Annotated in this window: 20 protein-coding genes and 1 tRNA gene; 13 read left to right on the forward strand and 8 right to left on the reverse strand. The window is 66.4% G+C overall.

The window, feature by feature from the left end; all coding sequences use genetic code 11:
• Nucleotides 1-7: 7 nt before the first annotated feature.
• The 3 genes from EYS42_RS01355 to EYS42_RS01365 all read left to right on the forward strand — a co-directional run bounded on the left by EYS42_RS01355 (nt 8) and on the right by EYS42_RS01365 (nt 2,131).
• A complete protein-coding gene (locus tag EYS42_RS01355; RefSeq protein WP_130966069.1) occupies nt 8-757 on the forward strand; it encodes a TerC family protein in 750 nt (249 codons plus the stop codon).
• Between the two features lie 125 nt (nt 758-882).
• A complete protein-coding gene (gene xth, locus EYS42_RS01360; protein ID WP_130966070.1) occupies nt 883-1,662 on the forward strand; it encodes an exodeoxyribonuclease III in 780 nt (259 codons plus the stop codon).
• Between the two features lie 244 nt (nt 1,663-1,906).
• The gene (locus EYS42_RS01365; protein ID WP_130966071.1) at nt 1,907-2,131 is read left to right on the forward strand and encodes a hypothetical protein; all 225 of its coding nucleotides are present in this window, start codon (nt 1,907-1,909) and stop codon (nt 2,129-2,131) included.
• On the opposite strand, the gene mutY is transcribed toward EYS42_RS01365, so the two are convergent.
• From mutY to mutM, 3 genes are all read right to left on the reverse strand, one after another.
• The gene (gene mutY, locus EYS42_RS01370; protein ID WP_130966501.1) at nt 2,107-3,189 is read right to left on the reverse strand and encodes an A/G-specific adenine glycosylase; all 1,083 of its coding nucleotides are present in this window, start codon (nt 3,187-3,189) and stop codon (nt 2,107-2,109) included. The genes EYS42_RS01365 and mutY overlap by 25 nt on opposite strands.
• Before the next feature lie 75 nt (nt 3,190-3,264).
• On the reverse strand, nt 3,265-5,262 hold the full coding sequence (locus EYS42_RS01375; protein ID WP_130966072.1) for a dynamin family protein: 1,998 nt from the start codon (nt 5,260-5,262) through the stop codon (nt 3,265-3,267).
• A 77-nt stretch (nt 5,263-5,339) separates the two neighbouring features.
• Nucleotides 5,340-6,182 (reverse strand): bifunctional DNA-formamidopyrimidine glycosylase/DNA-(apurinic or apyrimidinic site) lyase, encoded by an 843-nt coding sequence (mutM, locus tag EYS42_RS01380; RefSeq protein WP_130966073.1) that lies wholly within the window; start codon nt 6,180-6,182, stop codon nt 5,340-5,342.
• A gap of 148 nt (nt 6,183-6,330) precedes the next feature.
• Between mutM and EYS42_RS01385 the strand changes: the two genes are divergently transcribed.
• From EYS42_RS01385 to EYS42_RS01420, 8 genes are all read left to right on the forward strand, one after another.
• Nucleotides 6,331-8,172 (forward strand): tetratricopeptide repeat protein, encoded by a 1,842-nt coding sequence (locus tag EYS42_RS01385; protein WP_165456598.1) that lies wholly within the window; start codon nt 6,331-6,333, stop codon nt 8,170-8,172.
• Nucleotides 8,169-8,822: a lipoprotein insertase outer membrane protein LolB gene (locus tag EYS42_RS01390; protein ID WP_130966075.1), complete on the forward strand. Its 654-nt coding sequence runs from the start codon at nt 8,169-8,171 to the stop codon at nt 8,820-8,822. Before EYS42_RS01385 ends, EYS42_RS01390 begins: the two co-directional genes overlap by 4 nt.
• Nucleotides 8,823-8,825: 3 nt before the next feature.
• Nucleotides 8,826-9,704: a 4-(cytidine 5'-diphospho)-2-C-methyl-D-erythritol kinase gene (ispE, locus tag EYS42_RS01395; protein WP_245503454.1), complete on the forward strand. Its 879-nt coding sequence runs from the start codon at nt 8,826-8,828 to the stop codon at nt 9,702-9,704.
• A gap of 120 nt (nt 9,705-9,824) precedes the next feature.
• A tRNA-Gln gene (locus EYS42_RS01400) sits at nt 9,825-9,901 on the forward strand.
• A gap of 107 nt (nt 9,902-10,008) precedes the next feature.
• Nucleotides 10,009-10,971 (forward strand): ribose-phosphate pyrophosphokinase, encoded by a 963-nt coding sequence (locus tag EYS42_RS01405; RefSeq protein WP_130966076.1) that lies wholly within the window; start codon nt 10,009-10,011, stop codon nt 10,969-10,971.
• A gap of 146 nt (nt 10,972-11,117) precedes the next feature.
• Nucleotides 11,118-11,735, forward strand: a complete 618-nt coding sequence (locus tag EYS42_RS01410) for a 50S ribosomal protein L25/general stress protein Ctc (RefSeq protein ID WP_130966077.1) — start codon at nt 11,118-11,120, stop codon at nt 11,733-11,735.
• Between the two features lie 119 nt (nt 11,736-11,854).
• A complete protein-coding gene (pth, locus tag EYS42_RS01415; protein WP_130966078.1) occupies nt 11,855-12,481 on the forward strand; it encodes an aminoacyl-tRNA hydrolase in 627 nt (208 codons plus the stop codon).
• Between the two features lie 89 nt (nt 12,482-12,570).
• Entirely contained in the window at nt 12,571-13,047 is a 477-nt protein-coding gene (locus EYS42_RS01420) for a hypothetical protein (protein ID WP_130966079.1), read from the forward strand.
• Between the two features lie 52 nt (nt 13,048-13,099).
• Here the strand turns inward: EYS42_RS01420 and EYS42_RS01425 are convergent, their stop codons facing one another.
• The 3 genes from EYS42_RS01425 to rsmD form a co-directional block, all read right to left on the reverse strand.
• Nucleotides 13,100-13,369, reverse strand: coding sequence for a YfhL family 4Fe-4S dicluster ferredoxin (locus tag EYS42_RS01425; protein WP_130966080.1), 270 nt, complete (start codon nt 13,367-13,369; stop codon nt 13,100-13,102).
• A gap of 7 nt (nt 13,370-13,376) precedes the next feature.
• Nucleotides 13,377-13,886: a pantetheine-phosphate adenylyltransferase gene (coaD, locus tag EYS42_RS01430; RefSeq protein WP_130966081.1), complete on the reverse strand. Its 510-nt coding sequence runs from the start codon at nt 13,884-13,886 to the stop codon at nt 13,377-13,379.
• Between the two features lie 67 nt (nt 13,887-13,953).
• Entirely contained in the window at nt 13,954-14,622 is a 669-nt protein-coding gene (gene rsmD, locus EYS42_RS01435) for a 16S rRNA (guanine(966)-N(2))-methyltransferase RsmD (RefSeq protein WP_130966082.1), read from the reverse strand.
• A 102-nt stretch (nt 14,623-14,724) separates the two neighbouring features.
• Here rsmD and ftsY point away from each other — a divergent pair, with 102 nt between their 5' ends.
• Nucleotides 14,725-15,858 carry a signal recognition particle-docking protein FtsY gene (ftsY, locus tag EYS42_RS01440; protein WP_130966083.1) on the forward strand — a complete coding sequence of 378 codons (1,134 nt, stop codon included), beginning with the start codon at nt 14,725-14,727 and terminating at the stop codon, nt 15,856-15,858.
• Nucleotides 15,859-15,872: 14 nt separating this feature from the next.
• Here the strand turns inward: ftsY and EYS42_RS01445 are convergent, their stop codons facing one another.
• Together EYS42_RS01445 and ffh are read right to left on the reverse strand one after the other, a co-directional pair.
• Nucleotides 15,873-16,676 (reverse strand): DUF2726 domain-containing protein, encoded by an 804-nt coding sequence (locus EYS42_RS01445; RefSeq protein WP_130966084.1) that lies wholly within the window; start codon nt 16,674-16,676, stop codon nt 15,873-15,875.
• Between the two features lie 45 nt (nt 16,677-16,721).
• Nucleotides 16,722-18,083, reverse strand: a complete 1,362-nt coding sequence (ffh, locus tag EYS42_RS01450) for a signal recognition particle protein (RefSeq protein WP_130966085.1) — start codon at nt 18,081-18,083, stop codon at nt 16,722-16,724.
• A gap of 77 nt (nt 18,084-18,160) precedes the next feature.
• Between ffh and EYS42_RS01455 the strand changes: the two genes are divergently transcribed.
• On the forward strand, nt 18,161-18,994 hold the full coding sequence (locus EYS42_RS01455; protein ID WP_130966086.1) for a cytochrome C assembly family protein: 834 nt from the start codon (nt 18,161-18,163) through the stop codon (nt 18,992-18,994).
• The last annotated feature ends 6 nt before the right edge of the window (nt 18,995-19,000 follow it).

A 19,000-nucleotide genomic window follows, 5' to 3' on the forward strand; every position in this document is an offset into this window, starting at 1 on the left:
TCACACCATGGAATTCCTGCTCGACCCGAACATCTGGATCGCTTTTGCGATGCTCACCGCCCTGGAAATCGTCCTGGGCGTCGACAACATCATTTTCATTTCGATCCTGGTGGGTCGTCTGCCCGCCGAAATGCGCGACAAGGCCCGCCGCCTGGGTCTGGGATTCGCGATGGCCTCTCGCCTGGCCCTGCTGTTCTCGCTGAGCTGGGTGATGGGCCTGAAGGAAGACCTGTTCCATCTGTTCGGGCAAGGCATCTCGGGCCGTGACCTGGTGCTGCTGGGCGGTGGCCTGTTCCTGCTGTACAAGGCCTCGCACGAAATCTTTGTCGAAGTCGAAGCCCGTGAAGAAGACGGCCCTCCCGCCACCGACGAAGCCACGCTCAAGGCCGCCGGCGCCCGCATGTTCTGGGGCATCATCGGCCAGATCGCCATCATCGACATCGTGTTCTCGCTGGACTCGGTCATCACCGCCGTGGGCATGGTCGACCAGATCGGCGTGATGGTGGCCGCTGTCGTCACCTCGGTGGGTGTCATGCTCTTTGCAGCCAAGCCCATCGGCGAGTTCGTCGATGCTCACCCCTCGGTGAAGGTTCTGGCCCTGGCCTTCCTGGTCATGGTGGGCATGGCCCTGACGGCCGAAGCCTTCGAAGTGCACATGCCCAAGGGCTACATCTACGCCGCCATGGGCTTCTCGCTGGCCGTGGAAGCACTGAACATCCGCGCTCGCAGCAAGCGACTGGCTCAACGCGCAGCCTGAGCCGGCGCAAGCTGGGTGGCGCAGAGGCGGGCACAATACGGCTCGCCTCTCCGAAGGGCCCGTCAGCCGTCACGCCATGGCGGCCCTGCTGAACCGAGATGGCCTCACCCCACCTCACCCTGCCCATGAAGCTCGCCACCTGGAACGTCAACTCCCTGTCTGTCCGACTGCCTCAGCTGATCGACTGGCTGGCCGCCAACCCGGTCGATGCCCTGGTGCTGCAGGAAACCAAGCTGACCGACGACAAGTTCCCGCAGGCCGACCTGGAAGCGGCGGGCTATCACGCCCACTGGTTCGGCCAGAAAACCTACAACGGCGTGGCCCTGCTCACGCGCGAGCCGGCCACCGACCCGGTGCGCAACATCCCCGGGTTGGCCGACGAGCAGGCCCGCGTGATCGCGGCCACCGTGCCCCACGCCACCCACGGGCCCGTGCGGGTGATCGGCGCTTACTTCCCCAATGGACAGGCGCCGGGCAGCGACAAGTTCGCCTACAAGATGGGCTGGCTGGAAGCGTTGAATGCCTGGGTGAAAGACGAGCTGTCGCGCCACCCGCGCCTGGTGCTGATGGGCGACTACAACATCGCCCCCACCGACGCCGACGTGTACGACCCCGTGGGATGGAAAGACCAGATCCACTGCACGGTCGAAGAACGCGAGCACTTCCAGCGCCTGCTGGGGCTGGGCCTGCACGACGCCTTCCGCCTGTTCGAACAGGCCCCCAAGCTGTGGAGCTGGTGGGACTACCGCAACCTGGCCTTCCGCAAGAACCAGGGCCTGCGCATCGACCACATCCTGGTCAGCGAGGCCCTGAAGCCCGCGGTCAGCGCCTGCGTGATCGACAAGGCCCCGCGCAAGAACGAACGCCCGTCGGACCACGCCCCGGTGGTGGTCACGCTGGCCTGACTTGACGTGCACGGCGCCAGCCCCTTACATTGAAGGCATGAACTCGCTGCACGTCGTTTCCCAACACACCGCCTCGTGGCGCTGGTGGCCCTGCCCACCGGCGAGCATGCGCGTGTGAACAGCCCCAGCAGCTGAACCCCCGACCACCATGCCGCCACACCGGGCGGCATGTGTGTTTCTGGCAGGCAGTTCCTGAAGCATCCATGGCCGCCCTGGCTGACACCCCCGCCTTCAGGAGATCACCATGCATGCTTTCAACACTGCGTTCGACGCCTCGTTCCTGCAGCCCCTCGTGGTGGCTTGCGACACCGTCCAGGAAGCCCTGACCCGTGCCGACCAGGCCCGCCGCCAGGTGGCACTGGCCCAGGCCGAACTGGCCCATTACGAAGCCCAGGCCCAAGCGCTGCGCCAACAGGTCGCTGCCCCCGCCACCGCACCAGCCCCTCAGCGCCCGGTCAACCAGCGCTGAAACGGGGCGGGAAAGCCCAGCGTGGCCATCCCTTCAGCGCTGCGGGGGCTTGGCCCGGCCGCCACGGGCTCCATGGCAGCCACCGGGTCAGCGGCCTGTGACGCTTGCAGCACAGCCTGCACGTCCACTTGGGCCGGCACGCTGAGGCGGCTGAGGTGCAGCACCCAGTCCAGGTGGGTCAGCACATGGGTGATGGGCGGCTGTGTGTCCACGCGCTCGGGCTGCAGGGCCTGCTGCACCCGCAGGGCGGCGCCTTCACTGGCCCACATGGGGAAGGTCCACAGGCCCGCCCACACGCCTGTGTCGGGGCGTTGTGCCACCCAGGTCTGTCCGCCCTGCTCGATCCACAGGCACCAGCTTTCACGGCGCGAGCGCTTGAGTTTGCGGGTCTTGACCGGCAACTCGGCGGCACGCCCGGCCTGCAGCCCCAGGCATTGCGGCTGCCAGGGGCACAGCAGGCACTGCGGCTTGCGCGGCGTGCACACGGTGGCCCCCAGGTCCATCAGGCCCTGGGTGTAGGCCGGCATGTCGGCACCCTGCTCGGGCACCAGCAGGCTGGCGGCGTCCCACAGCCAGCGCTCGTGGCGAGTCACCGACAGGTCGCCCTCCCAGTTCAGCGCCCGGGTCAGCACGCGTTTCACGTTGCCATCGAGGATGGTCACCCGCTCATCGAAGCAAAAGCCCGCGATGGCCGCCGCGGTGGACCGGCCAATGCCCGGCAAGGTGGCCAGCACCTCGGCCTGGCGCGGGAAGGTGCCGCCGTGCGCGCTCACCACGGCCTGCGCACAACGGTGCAGGTTGCGGGCGCGGCTGTAGTAGCCCAGCCCGGCCCACTGGGCCAGCACCTCGTCCAGGCTGGCTGCGGCCAGATCGGCCACGGTGGGCCACAGCGCCAGGAACCGGTCGTAGTAGCCCAGCACCGTGCTCACCTGGGTCTGCTGCAGCATGATCTCTGACAGCCACACCCGGTAAGGGTCACGGGTGTTCTGCCAGGGCAGGTGGTGGCGCCCATGCTGGCGCTGCCAGGTCACCAGGCGTTCAGACAGGGTCGGGCCCATGCCCTGGGCGGCTGCCATCAGGCGAACCTGCAGATCCGGCGTGCTCACCCGCTCAAGCTTCCAATCGAGGCGGCATCAGGCAGCACCGCCGGTGCCCATCAGCGCGGCGGCATCGAGCACCATGCGCTTCGGGGTGGCATCGACCACGGGCATCGGGTCACGGGAAGCCTCAGCCACCAGTTCCTCCACCAGCACGGTCAGGCGAGTTTGCAACTGCAGCACACGCTCGTCCTGGGCTTGCACTTCCTGCAGGCGGGTGTCGAGCTCGTTGGCCGCCGACTGGATGCGGTCCAGCGACTCGTAGCGGCGCTTGAAATTGCGGCGACGCTCGCGCAACTGGCCATCGACCTGGGCCGAGGCCGTCTTGTTCCACATCTCGATGTCGTTGCTGATGGTCTCGAACACCACGCGCAAGCGCGAGATCAGCATGCGGCGGAACTGTTCCTGGAAGCCCGGCTGGGCCAGACGGAAGGCCTGGCTCAGGCCCAGGTACTGCACGTAGTTCTTTTCGATCAGGTCGAGGTCATCGCGGTACTTGCGCACATCGATGGCCTGCTCGACCGCCAGACTGAAGCCGAACTCGGCATTGAGCTTGGCAAACGAGGCCACCAGCATGGCCTGGATCTCGTCGCTGCGCTGCTGGGCCTGCTCGATCAGGTCACGCAGGCGGGCGCACAGTTCGATGAAGGCGCGTTTGGCGCCCAGGGGCAGCCACGAGCCCCCCAGCACCTGCTGCAGCACATCGACCTCCTGGCGCAGGCGGTCAGACGAGAGGTCTTTCAGGGCCTCCTTGAGCATGCGGGCATGCACCGAACGCATGGCGGCCAGGCGGGCCGTGCACTGCTCGAACTCGGTGGCTTCGCCCTGCACGCGCTGCAGCATCAGCTGAACCTTGCCGCCGCTCTTGCCACGCAGGCTGCGCAGCTCGGACATCTGCTCGGCGTGCAGCCGGCGCAACTCGCCAAAGCGGCGGGTGAGCTGGTGCTGCAGTGCACGAGCACCGTCGACAGCGCCCGCCGCCAGGGTCTCACGCCGTCGGGGCAACAGCCCTTCGGACAAGGCCTGCTCCAGTGCGGGCAAGCGGCTTGCGTTCAGGCCTGCCTCGTCACCCGCAAGGCGGGCGGCCAGGCCCTGGCGTGCCGAAATCGGGAACACGTGCTCGTGCGGGATCTCGAGCGTCTGGGCCACGCTCTGGGCCTGGCGCTCGATGGTGGCCAGCACCTCCTGCGGTGTGCTCAGCGGATCGGCCAGCGTGTCGATCTTGTTGAGCGCCACGAAACGGGCCAGGGCCGGACCACACAGGTGGTCGCGCCAGATGCTCAGGTCGGAGCGGGTCACGCCCGTGTCAGCCCCCAGGATGAACACCGTGGCATGCGCCTGGGGCAGCAACCCCAGCGTCAGTTCGGGCTCGGTGCCGATGGCGTTCAGGCCCGGGGTGTCCAGCACCACCAGGCCGCGCTTGAGCAGCGGGTGCGGCAGGTTGATGCGGGCATGGCGCCACAGCGGCACCTCGACCTTGCCCTCGGCGTCACACGGCGGGTTGTCATCAGGGCGCTCGTCGTCCCAGAAACCCAGTGCAACGGCTTCGTCCTGGCTGACATGGCGGGTGCGCATGACCTCGGCCAGGGCCTGGGCCATGCCATCGGGGTTGTCCAGCGCCAGCGGGATGTGGGTCCAGGCGCCGGGCGAGCGACGGTACTCGGTCAGCGAAGTGGGCTCGAGCCGCGTGTCGATGGGCAGCAGCGACAGCCCCACCGGGTCTTCGGCGTCATAGCCCAGCTCGACCGGGCACATGGTGGTGCGGCCCGCAGAGGCCGGCATCATGCGGCGGCCCTTGTCGGAAAAGAAGATCGCGTTGATCAGCTCCGACTTGCCACGCGAAAACTCGGCCACGAAGGCCACCATGAGCTTTTCACCCGACAGGCGAAAACGCATGGCTTCGAACCATTCCGACAGGCCATCGTCCAGCAGGTCGTGCTCGCGCACGAACCGGGCCAGTTCGGCCAGGCGCGCGTCGGTGGCTTGCCGCCACTGGCCAAGCGCATCAAGGTGGGTGGCAAAAGTCGGTTTCATGACTTGGATGCTAGCTCATGGGGATGCATCACATCCAGAGTGAAAGTGGGGGAATGCACCACAGACCGACCAACGGTTCACCGACGCTGACAGGTGGCACAGAAATAGGTGGCACGCTGCCCCTGCACGATGCGCCGCACCGGCTGGCCGCAGCCCCCGCAGGGCAGCCCGGCGCGGTCGTAGACCCGAGTGGCCTGCTGGAAGTGCCCTTGCTGCCCCAAGGCGTTGCGAAAATCTCTCAGGGTGGTGCCCCCGGCCGCCACCGCCTCGGACAGCACCTCGCGCACGGCGTGCACCAGGCGTTCGCAGCGCGGTCTTGACAGCTTGCCAGCGGCCAATCGCGGGTCGATGCCCGCGCGAAACAAGGCCTCGCTGGCGTAGATGTTCCCCACGCCCACCACCACGTCTCCGGCCAGCAAGGCCTGCTTGATGGCCACGCGGCGGCCTTTCAAGGCCTGGTGCAGGTGCCGAGTGGTCCATGCGTCGGTCAGGGGCTCCACCCCCAGGCCCGCCAGCAGCCGCGCCACCTGCCCTTCGTCCAGGCCCTGCCCCCACACCAGCGCCCCGAAGCGCCGCGGATCGTGCAGGCGCAGCAGGCCGCGGTCGGTCAGCATGTCGACGTGGTCGTGAGGACCTCGGGGCGGCGCACTCTGGCCCGGCCACCAGCCCAGCGAGCCTGACATGCCCAGGTGCCAGAGCAGCCCACCCGAAGAGCGCTCCGGCGCATCGGCCTGCAGGGGCATCCACAGGTACTTGCCCCGGCGCTGCACCGCACCGATCACCTGCCCGCCCACGACCGCAGGGTCGCATCCCAGGGGCCAACGCAGCGGCTTGCCCATCTGCAAGGCCAGCACACGCGCACCAGCCATGGCCTCGTCCACCGTTCGGCGCGTCACTTCCACTTCGGGCAATTCAGGCATGCACCCCACTCCTGCGAGCGTTTCGATCAGCCCCTGATCTTCGCTCAAAGCGGGGGGCTGTCGCCTGCGTCACACACTTGTCCCGACGTTTCTCCGGTCATCAGGCGCACCGGGCATGCCTAGAATGGGGCGCATCACTGGAGTGTCCATGCGCCTTCGCACCGCTGCCCTTGTCAGGTCTGCCTTGTCTCTGCCTCTGCCTGCCGCCCGGCGCCCGACCGCCACGCCGTGGCCGCTGGGCCGCATCACGGCCGGCCTGGTCATGTCGCTGGGTGCCCTGGCGAGCCCGGCCCTGGCTGCCCCTGCCCCAGAAGTGACCGGAGACAGCCCAGCCAGCCGCCCGCTTCGTGGCCCGGAAGTGGTCAACTCCGCCATGGACGCACAGCTGTTCTATCAGCTGCTGATCGGCGAAATCGCTGCGCGCGACGGTGACCTGGGCACGGCCTACCAGCTCTACCTGGAGGGTGCCAAGCGACAACGCAGTGCGCAACTCTTCCGCAAGGCCGTCGACATCGCCCTGGCCGGTCGAGCGGGTGAGCAGGCCCTGACCGCAGCACGCGCATGGCGAACAGCGCTGCCCCAAGACCGGGATGCCGCCGAGTTCAGCGCCCAGATCCTGATGGCCCTGGGCCGCTACGATGAAATGGCCGAACCGGTTCGCGCCATGTTGCGCAACAGCCCCCCCGAAGCGCTGCCCGGCCTGCTGACCGGACTGCCTCGCTCGTTCCTGCGCATCAGCGACCGGCAACGTGCCGCCCAGCTGATCGACGAGACCACCGAACCCTGGCGCAGCGGCAACGGCGCACAGGCCGCAGCATGGACGGCCAGCGCCGAGGGCTGGCTGATGGCTGGACAACCGGACAAGGCCCGCGCGGCCCTTCACCAGGCACAGGCGCTCAATGCCGACGAACCGGCCGTGGCCCTGGTGGCTTCCGAGCTCATGGCCAGTCACCCTGACACTGAAGCACTCATCACGGCCCAGCTGGCCCGCAAGCCACAGGATGTGGTGCGTCTGGCCTACGCACGGCGACTGATCGCCGGGGGCCGGCTGGCCGATGGCGCCCGACAGCTCGACGCCGTGGTGGCCAACCAGCCCGACAACGTGACCGCCCTGATGACCCTGGCTGCGGTGCAGGTCGAATTGCGCCAGCTGGCACCAGCCGAAACCCACCTGCAAAAGCTCCTGAGCCTGAACACAAACCGCAAGGAAGGCCAGCCGACCATCGACACGGAAACCGTGTACCTGCTGCTGGCCCAGGTGGCCGAACTGCGCAAGAAACCTCAGGACGCAGACCAGTGGTTGCGCATGGCCGACCCGCAACAGGCTCGCATCAAGATCCAGACCGCGCGAGCGCGTCTGCTGGTGCAGCAAGGCAAGATGAAGGAAGCGCGTCAGCTGCTGCGCCAGATGCCTGAAACCGAACCGCGCGATGGCGTGGTCAAGGCCCAGGCCGAAGCCCAGTTGCTCAAAGAAGCCCAGGCCTGGCCAGATGCCCGACTGGTGCTGCAGCAGGCCAACCAGCGCTTCCCTGATGACCCGGATCTGATGTACGAGCAGGCGATGGTGGCCGAACAGATCGGCCTGTTCGATGAAATGGAAACCCTGTTGCGCAAGGTGCTGATGATCCGGCCGCAAGATGCCTCGGCACTCAATGCCCTGGGCTACAGCCTGGCCGACCGCAATGTGCGCCTGCCCGAAGCACGCGACCTGATCACCCGGGCCTTGGCGCAACGCCCGAAAGACCCCTTCATCACCGACAGCCTGGGCTGGCTGTTGTACCGCGAGGGTGATCTGCCCCAGGCCCTGAAGGTGCTGTCGGAAGCGTACGAACAACGCCAGGACGCCGACATTGGCGCCCACATCGGTGAAGTGCTCTGGCAGCAAGGCGACAAGGCCGGCGCCGTCCGTTATTGGAAAGACGCCCGCCAGCGTGACCCGGGCAACCGCACGCTCAAGGAAATCCTGCAGCGCCTCAAGCCTGAACTGTGAACCAGACCACCCACACCGCCAGGCTGGCACGCACGCTGTGCACCCTGGCCTGCAGCCTGTGGCTGGGCGCCTGCGGCCACACACCCCGCCCGGCGCCTGGCACACCCCAGCCCACCGACGCGCAGGCACTGGCACCGTCAGCCCCCACCGAACCGCCCACCACCACACCGGCCCCCAGCTTGCTGTCAGGTCAGTGGGCCGGCAGACTCAGCCTGAAGCTCGGCGCCTGGCAGGGGCAATCGGCCAGCGGCATCACCCTGGCCTTTGACCTGAACAGCCAGGTCCAGCAAGGGGTGCTTGACCTGTCCACCGCGCTGGGCACCCAGGTGGCCAGCCTGCGCTGGCGGCTCGATGGGGCACAGACCACCGCCGAACTTGACACCGCCGATGGCAGCAGCCGCTTCGACAGCCTGGAAACCCTGAGCCAGGCGGTGCTGGGCGAGGCGCTGCCGCTGCAAGCCCTGCCGCACTGGCTCAGTGGCCAGCCGGCACCCTGGCTGCCCCATGCACCCGGTCTGGCCCCGGGGCATTTCGAGCAGGCCGGCTGGCGGGTGGATGCAAGCGAATTGCCGCGGGGCCGACTGAACCTCGAACGCCCCGCCAGTGACACCCAGCGTGGTGTCACACTGCGCGTCCGACTCGACCTGTGAACCATGTCCATCACGCCTGCCAGCCTGACCGACCTCAAGGCCCCCGCCAAACTGAACCTGTTCCTGCACGTGACCGGGCGTCGCGCCGACGGCTATCACCTGCTGCAGTCCGTGTTCGTGCCCATCGACTGGTGCGACACCCTGCACCTGCACCTGCGCACCGACGGCCAGATCACACGCCATGACCTCACGGCCACCCTGCCCCCAGAAGACCTCTGCCTGAAAGCAGCCCGCTTGCTGCAGCAACACAGCGGCACCTCACTGGGCGCTGACGTCCACATCGACAAGCAGGTGCCTTGGGGGGCTGGCCTGGGCGGCGGCAGCTCGGACGCCGCCACCGTGCTCAAGGGCCTGAACACCTTGTGGGGCCTGCACTGGCCCACCGAGCGTCTGGCCGAGCTGGCCGTGCAGTTGGGTGCCGATGTGCCCTTTTTCATTCACGGACGCCCGGCCTGGGTCGAAGGCGTCGGCGAACAGATCACCCCCATTGAACTGCCCCAGGCCTTGTTCGACACCCCGGTGGCGGTGCTCAAACCCCCCGTGGCGATTCCGACACCCGCCATTTTTGGCAGCGAAAATTTGCGCAGGGACGAAAAACCTGCTATAGTCGCAGACTTTCTTGCAGCGCCCAAGCAATTTGGATGCAACAACCTGGAAGAGCCCGCAAAGGCCTACAGCCAGGAAGTGGTTCAAGCGCTTGAGTGGATGCAGGCCCGATTCGGCAACAGCCGCATGACGGGTTCTGGCAGTGCAGTGTTTGCCTGGGTCGACACCCTCTCACACCAACGCCAGCCTTTCACGCCAGCCGATGTCGGGGTGAGTGATCTCACGCAGACGGGCCCTTGGGTCGGTCGCATGTGCCGGTTGATTCGGCAAGCCTGACGAAACAAAAAATTTCGAGTCGCTTGCAAAACAACAAAAAAACGGCATATAATGTGAGTCTCACGCAGACAACCGGATAACGGCTTCAAGCAAAACGCAAGTCAAGCTTGAATCCAGTGTAGGGGAGTCGCCAAGTTGGTTAAGGCATCGGATTTTGATTCCGACATACGAGGGTTCGAATCCTTCCTCCCCTGCCAACCTGCACTTCCGGTTCGAAGCGACAGCCAATTCAAACAACCCGCTGTGCCGCCCCTGATCTTCGCGATCAATCCAAGGGCGGCATTGGTTTTTTCTGAGTTCGCCCATGCTCTCTGACACCGTCGTTTTCACCGGCAACGCAAACCCTGCGCTGGCCCAGGAAATCGTTTCTCACCTCGGCCTGGAGCTGGGCAAGGCACAAGTCGGCCGCTTCTCTGACGGCGAAACCACCGTCGAGATCCAGCAAAACGTGCGAGGCCGTGAAGTCTTCGTGGTGCAGTCCACCTGCGCGCCCACGAACGACAACCTGATGGAACTGCTGATCATGGTCGACGCCCTCAAGCGTGCCTCGGCCCAGCGCATCACAGCGGTCATCCCCTACTTCGGTTACGCCCGCCAGGACCGCCGCCCCCGCTCCACCCGCGTGCCCATCTCGGCCCGCGTCGTGGCCAACATGCTGGAAGCCGTGGGCGTGAACCGCGTGCTGACCATGGACCTGCACGCCGACCAGATCCAGGGCTTCTTCAACATCCCCGTCGACAACATCTACGCGTCGCCGGTGCTGCTGTCTGACCTGCAAAGCAAGAACTACGAAGACCTGGTGGTCGTTTCGCCCGACGTGGGCGGCGTGGTGCGTGCGCGCGCTCTGGCCAAGCAGCTGGGCTGCGACCTGGCCATCATCGACAAGCGTCGTCCCAAGGCCAACGTGTCGGAAGTGATGCACGTCATCGGCGAAATCGAAAACCGCAACTGCGTGATCATGGACGACATGATCGACACTGCCGGCACGCTGGTGAAGGCGGCCGAAGTGCTGAAGGAGCGCGGCGCCAAGAGCGTGTACGCCTACTGCACCCACTCGGTGTTCTCGGGCCCGGCCATCGAGCGCATCAAGGCCTCGCACCTCGACGAAGTCGTGATCACCAACACCATCCCGCTGAACGAGTCGGCCAAGGGCACGCCCAAGATCCGCCAGCTCAGCACCGCTTTCCTGTTCGCCGAAACCATCCGTCGCATCACCGACGGCGATTCGGTGACCTCCCTCTTCTCGGAACAGAACAACAACTTCTGATCAGTCCGAGTAGTCAGCCGCCTGGCGGCGACTGCCAATCTCTCGGAACAGAACAACAACTTCTGATCCGAAAGACGCCCGGTTAGAATGCCGGGTTTTCCTTTCAGCGCCTGGTCGCGGGCGCTTCAACCAACTGGAGCTTTTCCATGAAATTCGTCGCTTTTGAGCGCAGCCTGCAGGGGACCGGAGCGAGCCGCCGCCTGCGCACCGCCGGCAAGGTGCCCGGCATCGTTTACGGCGCTGGCCAACCCGCCATGATCGAAGTCGATCACAACGCCCTGTACCACGCCATGCGCAACGAGGCCTTCCACTCGTCCGTGCTGGACATGGAACTGAACGGCCAGAACACCAAGGTCCTGCTGCGCGACTACCAGGCTCACCCCTACAAGCGCCAGGTGCTGCACGTGGACTTCCAGCGCGTGGACGCCACCACCCGCATCACCAAGAAGGTGCCCCTGCACTTCGTGAACGAAGCCGAATCGCCGGCCGTCAAGCAAGACAAGTGCATCATCAACCACGTGACCACCGCGCTGGAAATCGAGTGCCTGGCTGAACAGCTGCCCGAATTCATCACCGTGGACCTGGCCAACGCCGTCAAGGGCCAGATCATCAATGTGGAAGACCTGAACCTGGCTTCGCACATCAAGGTGCTGACCCACGGTCGCAAGGCCCCGACCATCGCCACCGTGGTCGAGCCCGTGGAAGAAGTGATCGTTGCCGCCCCCGTGGTCGCCGACACCGGCAAGGGCAAGAAGAAGAAGTAATCCTTCTTCGCTGCGCCCGCAGCCCAGGGCCTTCGGGCCCACCGTCAAGCCCCGCCCGTGCGGGGCTTTTCTTTGGGCGCGCGGCGCGCCACCATTGCACCTCTGACCTCATCGCCATCATGATCCGACTGTTTGTCGGCCTGGGCAACCCGGGCCCTGAATACGACGACACCCGCCACAACGCCGGCTTCTGGTACATCGACCAGCTCGCCCGCCGCCTGGGTGTGAACCTCGTGCACGACCGCGCCTACCATGGCTTCGTGGCCCGCGCCAACCTGCCTGGCGGCCCGGTGTGGCTGCTCCAGCCACAGACCTACATGAACCTGTCGGGCAAGTCGGTGGCGCCGCTGGCGCGCTTTTTCAAGATCGCGCCCGAAGAAATCCTGGTGGCCCATGACGAACTCGACATCCTGCCCGGGCAGGTCAAGCTCAAGCAAGGCGGCAGCCATGCCGGCCACAACGGCCTGAAGGACATCCACGCCCAACTGGGCTCGCCCAGTTACTGGCGCCTGCGCCTGGGCATCGGCCACCCCGGCGTCAAGGGCGAGGTGGCCGCCTATGTGCTGCGCAAGCCTCCGCTCAGCGAACGCGAGCTGGTCGACAAATGCATCGACAAGGCACTGGACGCCACCGAGGCCCTGCTCAAGGGCGACATGGCCAAGGCCACAGCCGCCATCCACGCGGGCGAGCAGCGCCCGAAACCACCGCGCATCCCCAAAGGGGAGGTATCGCCCCCCGAGACCTGATCCCGCACAATGCCGATGGGGTCCGAAGCCAGCACCCACAGAGTCGCGGCCGGAATCCACCCCATCCAACATTCCAGGGAGATGTCACCATGTCGATCGCCAAGATCGTGCTGACCGCAGGCCTGCTGGCCTTGCAGGCAGCACTGTTGGCCTTGCTGCATTCGGGCGAGGCCCGCTCGGCCACCGTGTACCAGTGCAATGGCCAGTACCAGCAAATCGCCTGTTCAGGCGCAGGCAACCACCGCACCATGCTGGTGGCCGATGCCCGTCATGCGGCACAGGTGCAGCACGCCACGCAGCAGTTGCGCCTGATGCAGCGACAGTCAAAGGCTTCGCGTAGCACCTCGGTCAAGGCACGCAACAGCCGCAATCGCATCCACACTGGCGCCCAGCAGGCGGTGGGCCTGACGGCTCACCGACACGGCGACGCCCCTTTCCGCAATGGGCGGCAGGTGGGCGTGGGCTCGGTGCTGCAGGACCGGGCCTGCGTGCAGATCGGTGGCAGCCGGGTGCGACATGGCCATGACACTGGCCAAGGCTGTCAGAGGCTGCCCCGGCACCGCTGAGGCGGGAGGGCACCCAACAGCCACTGGCCATGGTGCAGCGGCCTTGCGCAGCTCAGGCGGGGCGCACTGCCTTGGCCGCGGCCTGCAGCCGTTCGTACTTCTGCATCAGCTGTTCCGGGCTTTCGGAGTGTTCCGGGTCTTTGGGAATGCATTCCACCGGGCACACCTGCACGCACTGGGGCTCGCCGAAATGGCCCACACATTCTGTGCACTTGTTGGGGTCGATGACATAAAAGTCAGCCCCCATCGAGATCGCCTGGTTGGGGCACTCGGGCTCGCACACATCGCAGTTGATGCACTCGTCCGTGATCTTCAAGGCCATGGTGTGCTCACTGCTTCTTCACGCGCGCCTGCAGGCGCGCCAGCACCGAAGGCGCCACGAACTTCGACACGTCACCGCCCAGGGTGGCGATCTCGCGCACAAAAGTGCCTGACACGAACTGGAACTGGTCAGACGGTGTCAAGAACACGGTTTCCACATCGGGCATGAGGTGGCGGTTCATGCCCGCCATCTGGAACTCGTAATCGAAGTCGCTGACCGCACGCAGGCCACGCACCACCACCTTGCCGCCGTGGTCCACCACGAAGTCGCGCAGCAGGCCGTCAAAAGCGATCACTTCCACATTGGGGCAGGCGGCAGCGACCTCCTTGCCCATGGCCAGGCGCTCTTCCAGGCTGAACATGGTTTTTTTGTGGTGGCCGGCCGCCACCGCCAGGATCAGCCGATCGAACAGCCGGCTGGCGCGGGCCATCAGGTCGGCATGACCCAGGGTCATGGGGTCGAAGGTACCGGGGTACACCGCGGTCAGCTTGGCGGTCTGTGGGGCCTTGGCAGTCATGGGCGAAGTGTAGTGGGGTCGTCAAGGGCGCGGAGCATGCTCAGGCTCCACCCGGCCGTGGGCAGGGTCAAGCCATGCGCTCGAACAGGTGATAGTGCACGGCGCCCGCGCGGTCATGGCGGTGCAGGCGCAAATGGGGCAATGCCGCCTGGGGAGCATCGGCTTCCAGGTAGATCCAGCCGCCGACGGGCACGCACTGGCTACCGGCTGCCAAGGCCTCGGCAAACATCTGCTCGCCAAACGGAGGGTCGAGGAACACCAGGTCGTGCGCCGGGGCCGGCTGGCGACGCATCCAGGCCAGCGCATCGGCGACCTGCACCTGCACCTGGCGGGCGCCCAGTTGCCGGGCATTGGCCTCGATCTGCCGCGCCAAGGCAGGCTCCTTCTCCAGGGCCAGCACAGCCGCAGCGCCGCGCGAAGCGGCCTCCAGCCCAAGGGCACCGGTGCCGGCAAAAGCGTCCAGCACCCGCCAGCCGTTGAGGTCCTGACCCAGCCAGTTGAACAGGGTTTCGCGCACGCGGGCGGGCGTGGGGCGCAGGCCGGGCCACACCGGCACCTTCAGGGGCGAGCGCTTGTACGCCCCCCCGATGATGCGCACCTCCAGGGGCGCCTGGCGTGCCACCCTTTCAGCCTGGGCCCGCGCCGACTGGCCACCGCCCGCTGCGCCCGAAGCACCCGAAACGCCCGGCGCAGGGGCATGGGATCGATGGCGGGAATGCGGGGCTCGGCTCGACATGGTGCGGTATGGAAACTGGCGGGCCCTGCAGGCTGGGGGCCGTGTGCGCCACCCCTGGATTCTAGGCGCCACCACCACAGGGTGCCCGCCTACAATCACGCCATGTTCAGTTTCATCAAGAAGAAGCTGGGGTGGGGTCAGCCCGAGAAAGCCGATCCGGCTGACAAGGCCACCGCACCCGAGGCTTCGCCCGCCCCCGCGCCTGCCGCGCCCTCCCCTGCCGCTGCGCCCGCTTCTGCGTCCGCTTTTGGACTCGCTTCTGCGCCGTCCCCGGTCGCATGGGTGCCGCAGGCCCAGGACGACACCCAGGCCAAACCCACCGATCGCCGCTCATGGCTCGACCGCCTGAAGAGTGGCCTGCGCAAGACCGGCTCGTCGATCGCGCAGGTGTTCACTGGCACCCGCATCGACGACGCGCTGTATGAAGAGCTGGAAGCGGCCCTGCTGATGGCCGATGCCGGGGTGGCGGCCACCGAGCACCTGCTGGCCGACCTCAAGCAGCGCGTGAAAGACACGAAGGCCACCGACCCGGCCGCCGTGAAAGCCTTGCTGGCCGACGGCATTGCCGAGCTGCTCAAGCCGCTGGAACAGTCGCTGCAGATCGGGCAACACACGCCCACCGTGATCATGGTGGCGGGTGTCAACGGCGCTGGCAAGACCACCACGATCGGCAAGCTCACGCGCCACCTGTCCGACCACGGCGCGCAAGTGCTGCTGGCTGCGGCCGACACCTTCCGCGCAGCGGCCCGCGAGCAACTGGCCGTCTGGGCCGATCGCAACCGCGTGCAGATCGTGAGCCAGGAAGGCGGTGATCCGGCGGCCGTCACGTTCGATGCGGTCACTGCGGGCAAAGCCCGCGGTTGTGATGTCGTGATCGCAGACACCGCCGGTCGCCTGGCCACGCAGATCCACCTGATGGACGAGCTCAAGAAGGTCAAACGCGTGATCGGCAAGGCCATGGACAGCGCCCCCCACGAGGTGCTGCTGGTGGTTGACGGCAACACCGGCCAGAACGCGCTGACCCAGGTGAAGGCTTTTGACGACGCGCTGGGCCTGACCGGTCTGGTGGTCACCAAGCTCGATGGCACCGCCAAGGGTGGCGTGCTGGCCGCGATTGCCCTGTGGTCGCGTCAACGCGGCACGCCGGTGCCGGTGTATTTCATCGGGGTGGGAGAAGGTCTGGAAGACCTGCAGACCTTCAACGCACGCGAGTTCGCACGCGCACTGCTGGAGTGACCCCAGCGAGGACCTCAGCGCACCCGCTCGGGTTGATCGAGCGGGGTGTGCCCCGAGTGCACCGATTCGAACCACAGCGACATGCGCTGTGAACTGCCATCGCCGTCGGGTTTGTCTCCCAGGTTGTCACCCACGTCGGTGGGCACGTCGATGTCCTGTGGCTCAGAGGGGTCGACATCCAGATCGACCGCCACACCGCCCTCGCCTCCGCGCTTGCGGATCAAAGCCGAGGTGTCGACCAGGGTGGCGCCTGATTTGGTGGTGAACACCACCGAGCCCCCCAGCACGGTTTCGCGTGCCACCGCGGGGCCCGGCAAAGCGCCTTCCAGCCACACGTGCACGGGAATGTTGGCCGCTGCCAGCACGCGGTCGAGGCGGCCATGGCGCTTGAGCGTGCGGTCCTTGTCCTTGCCCTGACCCACCGGCTGGCGGATCTCGACCACCGCCACCACCTGGGCGTTGGCATCGCAGACCACCAGATCGGCGCACAGCGAGCCCGCACGGCGCAACCACTCGGAATACGAGTTGCGCGTGGGCACTTTCAGAAAACGGGCCAGGGGCACCTGAGCCAGCACCATGTGCTCGGGCAGGGCCTTGTGCAGGATGTGCCATGCCTCGCGCTCGGCGTGCGTCAGCACACGGGTGGCCGCAGGCTCCCAGCCTGTCACGGTGTCGAGTTCTTCGTTCTGCGCAGGGCGTTTCCCATTGGTGCCAGGCCGGGCCAGGCGCCTGCGGCTTCGCAGCACATACACACCGCCAGCCAGCAGCACCAGCCCCAGAAGGGCCGTCATCGCGATCGGCTGCATCAGTGTGTCCATGGTCTTTCCCTCGTCTCGGTTGGTGAGTGTGGCGGGCCTGAGGCCTCAGCGCATCCCGGGGAAGCCCTTCATGCCTCCCATGCGCTTCATCATCTTGAACAGCCCACCACCGCGCATCTTCTTCATCATGGTTTGCATCTGCTCGAACTGATTGAGCAATCGGTTGACGTCCTGCACCTGAACACCCGCCCCGGTGGCAATGCGACGCTTGCGGCTGGCCTTGATCAGGTCAGGCTTGCGGCGCTCTGCCGGTGTCATGGAGTTGATGATGCCTTCCATGCGGCGCACGTCGCGCTCGGCCTTGTCCATGTCGGCCTGACCGGCTTTGGCGGCGATTTCCGAGGGCAGCTTGTCGATCAGTGACGACAGTCCCCCCATTTTCTTCATCTGCGAGATCTGGGCAAGGAAGTCATTGAGGTCGAATTCGACCCCAGATTTGACCTTCTCGGCCAGCTTCTGAGCGGCTTCGAGGTCCACACCCTTCTGAACCTCTTCGACCAGGGCCACGATGTCGCCCATGCCCAGCACGCGGCCGGCGTGCCGATCGGCATCGAACACCTCCAGACCATCGATCTTTTCCGACACCCCGGCGAACTTGATGGGCGCCCCTGTGATCTGGCGAACCGACAGTGCTGCACCACCGCGAGAGTCACCGTCGAGTTTGGTCAGCACCACGCCGGTCAGGGGCAGCGCCTCGCTGAAGGCCTTGGCGGTGTTGATGGCGTCCTGGCCCTGCATGGCATCGACCACGAACAAGGTCTCGATCGGCTTGAGCACGCCGTGCAGTTCCTTGATCTCGGCCATCAGGGCTTCGTCGATGGCCAGGCGGCCCGCCGTGTCCACCAGCAGCACATCGAAATAGTGCTTGCGGGCGTATTCATAGGCAGCCGCGGCAATGTCGCGCGGCTTCTGGGTGCCATCAGAAGGGAACCACTCGGCGCCGGCCTGTCCGGTGACGGTCTTGAGCTGCTCGATGGCCGCCGGGCGGTACACGTCGGCCGAGACCGTCAGCACCTTCTTGCGGCGCTTTTCCACCAGGTGCTTGGCCAGCTTGGCGGTGGTGGTGGTCTTGCCCGCCCCCTGCAGGCCCGCCATCAGTACCACGGCCGGCGGCTGGGTGGCCAGGTTGAGGTCGGCCACGCCTTCGCCCATGGTGGCGGCCAACTCCTTCTGCACGATGCTCACCAGCACCTGGCCCGGAGTGAGCGAGCCCACCACCTCCGCACCCAGGGCCTTTTCCTTCACACGGGCGATGAAGTCACGCACCACCGGCAAGGCCACATCGGCTTCCAGCAGGGCCATGCGCACTTCGCGCAGCATGTCCTGGACGTTGTCTTCGCTGATGCGGGTCTGGCCGCGCATCGTCTTGATCAGACGACTCAGCCGTTCGGTGAGGTTGGATGCCATGGAGGGGGGTGTTGCAATTCGAGAAGCAGGCGGTCAATGCAGGTTCGGCGCAGGCGCCGGGACCGTACACTGTCCAGATGATTCTATCGCCCACCACCCTGTTCACTTCGGCCACCTTCGCCGCCGTGGGCGCCTACGCGCTGGCAGCGCTGTGGCCACAGGCAGGTGAGCCCTCCGACACGCCCCCCGCCGATCGTCTGGGCCTCAAACGCTGGCCCCCGGCCTTGTGGCTGCTGGCCGCGGGCTGGATGGCGCAATCGCTGGCGATCGCCCTCGACGTGCTGGACTGGCAGGCTGGCGCGCCTGTGGCTCGTTTCGGCTTTGCTCCGGCGCTGTCCTTCACGGTGTGGATGGTGCTGCTGATTTACGCCATCGAACGCCTGGAGGTCGATTCGCTCGCCGCACGCCGCAGCCTGGCCTGGCTTGCCGTGGCCAGTTGCGTGCTGGCGTGGCTGTTTCCCGGGCAGGTGCACCCGTCGCAACATGCCCTGGCCCCGCTGCACTGGGTGCTGGGACTGTCGTCTTACGGGCTGTTTGGTGCCGCCTTGCTGCATGCCGCCTTCATGCGCCGTGCAGAAAAGCGCCTGAAGCAGCGCCTGCCACCAGCGGGCATCCCCTTGCTCAAGCTGGAGTCGCTCACCTTCCGCTTCGTGATGGCCGGCTTTCTGGTGCTGTCGGCCACCCTGCTGCTGGGTTACGCCTTCGCCAGCCCCTGGCGCTGGGACCACAAGACCGTGTTCTCGGTGCTCTCCTGGGGGGTGTTTTCCACCCTGCTGCTCGGGCGGCACTGGATGGGCTGGCGCGGGCGCACGGCAACGCTCTGGCTGAGCGCAGGCTCTGTGCTGCTGTTGCTGTCCTACGTGGGCTCGCGTTTCGTGCTGGAAGTGCTGCTGCACCGCCCGGCCGCCTGAAGCTGC

Origin of the sequence: Aquabacterium lacunae, assembly GCF_004310865.1 — a bacterium.
In the GTDB taxonomy this organism is placed as follows: domain Bacteria; phylum Pseudomonadota; class Gammaproteobacteria; order Burkholderiales; family Burkholderiaceae_C; genus Aquabacterium; species Aquabacterium lacunae.

Bases quoted from the DNA above. Each gene is read 5' to 3' on its own strand.
- ftsY (WP_130966083.1), top strand. From the start codon at position 14,725: ATGTTCAGTTTCATCAAGAAGAAGCTGGGGTGGGGTCAGCCCGAGAAA.
- EYS42_RS01365 (WP_130966071.1), top strand. From the start codon at position 1,907: ATGCATGCTTTCAACACTGCGTTCGACGCCTCGTTCCTGCAGCCCCTC.
- mutY (WP_130966501.1), bottom strand. From the start codon at position 3,189: ATGGGCCCGACCCTGTCTGAACGCCTGGTGACCTGGCAGCGCCAGCAT.
- ffh (WP_130966085.1), bottom strand. From the start codon at position 18,083: ATGGCATCCAACCTCACCGAACGGCTGAGTCGTCTGATCAAGACGATG.
- coaD (WP_130966081.1), bottom strand. From the start codon at position 13,886: ATGACTGCCAAGGCCCCACAGACCGCCAAGCTGACCGCGGTGTACCCC.
- pth (WP_130966078.1), top strand. From the start codon at position 11,855: ATGATCCGACTGTTTGTCGGCCTGGGCAACCCGGGCCCTGAATACGAC.
- EYS42_RS01405 (WP_130966076.1), top strand. From the start codon at position 10,009: ATGCTCTCTGACACCGTCGTTTTCACCGGCAACGCAAACCCTGCGCTG.
- EYS42_RS01420 (WP_130966079.1), top strand. From the start codon at position 12,571: ATGTCGATCGCCAAGATCGTGCTGACCGCAGGCCTGCTGGCCTTGCAG.
- EYS42_RS01425 (WP_130966080.1), bottom strand. From the start codon at position 13,369: ATGGCCTTGAAGATCACGGACGAGTGCATCAACTGCGATGTGTGCGAG.
- EYS42_RS01385 (WP_165456598.1), top strand. From the start codon at position 6,331: ATGCGCCTTCGCACCGCTGCCCTTGTCAGGTCTGCCTTGTCTCTGCCT.
- EYS42_RS01410 (WP_130966077.1), top strand. From the start codon at position 11,118: ATGAAATTCGTCGCTTTTGAGCGCAGCCTGCAGGGGACCGGAGCGAGC.
- rsmD (WP_130966082.1), bottom strand. From the start codon at position 14,622: ATGTCGAGCCGAGCCCCGCATTCCCGCCATCGATCCCATGCCCCTGCG.
- xth (WP_130966070.1), top strand. From the start codon at position 883: ATGAAGCTCGCCACCTGGAACGTCAACTCCCTGTCTGTCCGACTGCCT.
- EYS42_RS01455 (WP_130966086.1), top strand. From the start codon at position 18,161: ATGATTCTATCGCCCACCACCCTGTTCACTTCGGCCACCTTCGCCGCC.
- ispE (WP_245503454.1), top strand. From the start codon at position 8,826: ATGTCCATCACGCCTGCCAGCCTGACCGACCTCAAGGCCCCCGCCAAA.
- EYS42_RS01355 (WP_130966069.1), top strand. From the start codon at position 8: ATGGAATTCCTGCTCGACCCGAACATCTGGATCGCTTTTGCGATGCTC.
- mutM (WP_130966073.1), bottom strand. From the start codon at position 6,182: ATGCCTGAATTGCCCGAAGTGGAAGTGACGCGCCGAACGGTGGACGAG.
- EYS42_RS01375 (WP_130966072.1), bottom strand. From the start codon at position 5,262: ATGAAACCGACTTTTGCCACCCACCTTGATGCGCTTGGCCAGTGGCGG.
- EYS42_RS01445 (WP_130966084.1), bottom strand. From the start codon at position 16,676: ATGGACACACTGATGCAGCCGATCGCGATGACGGCCCTTCTGGGGCTG.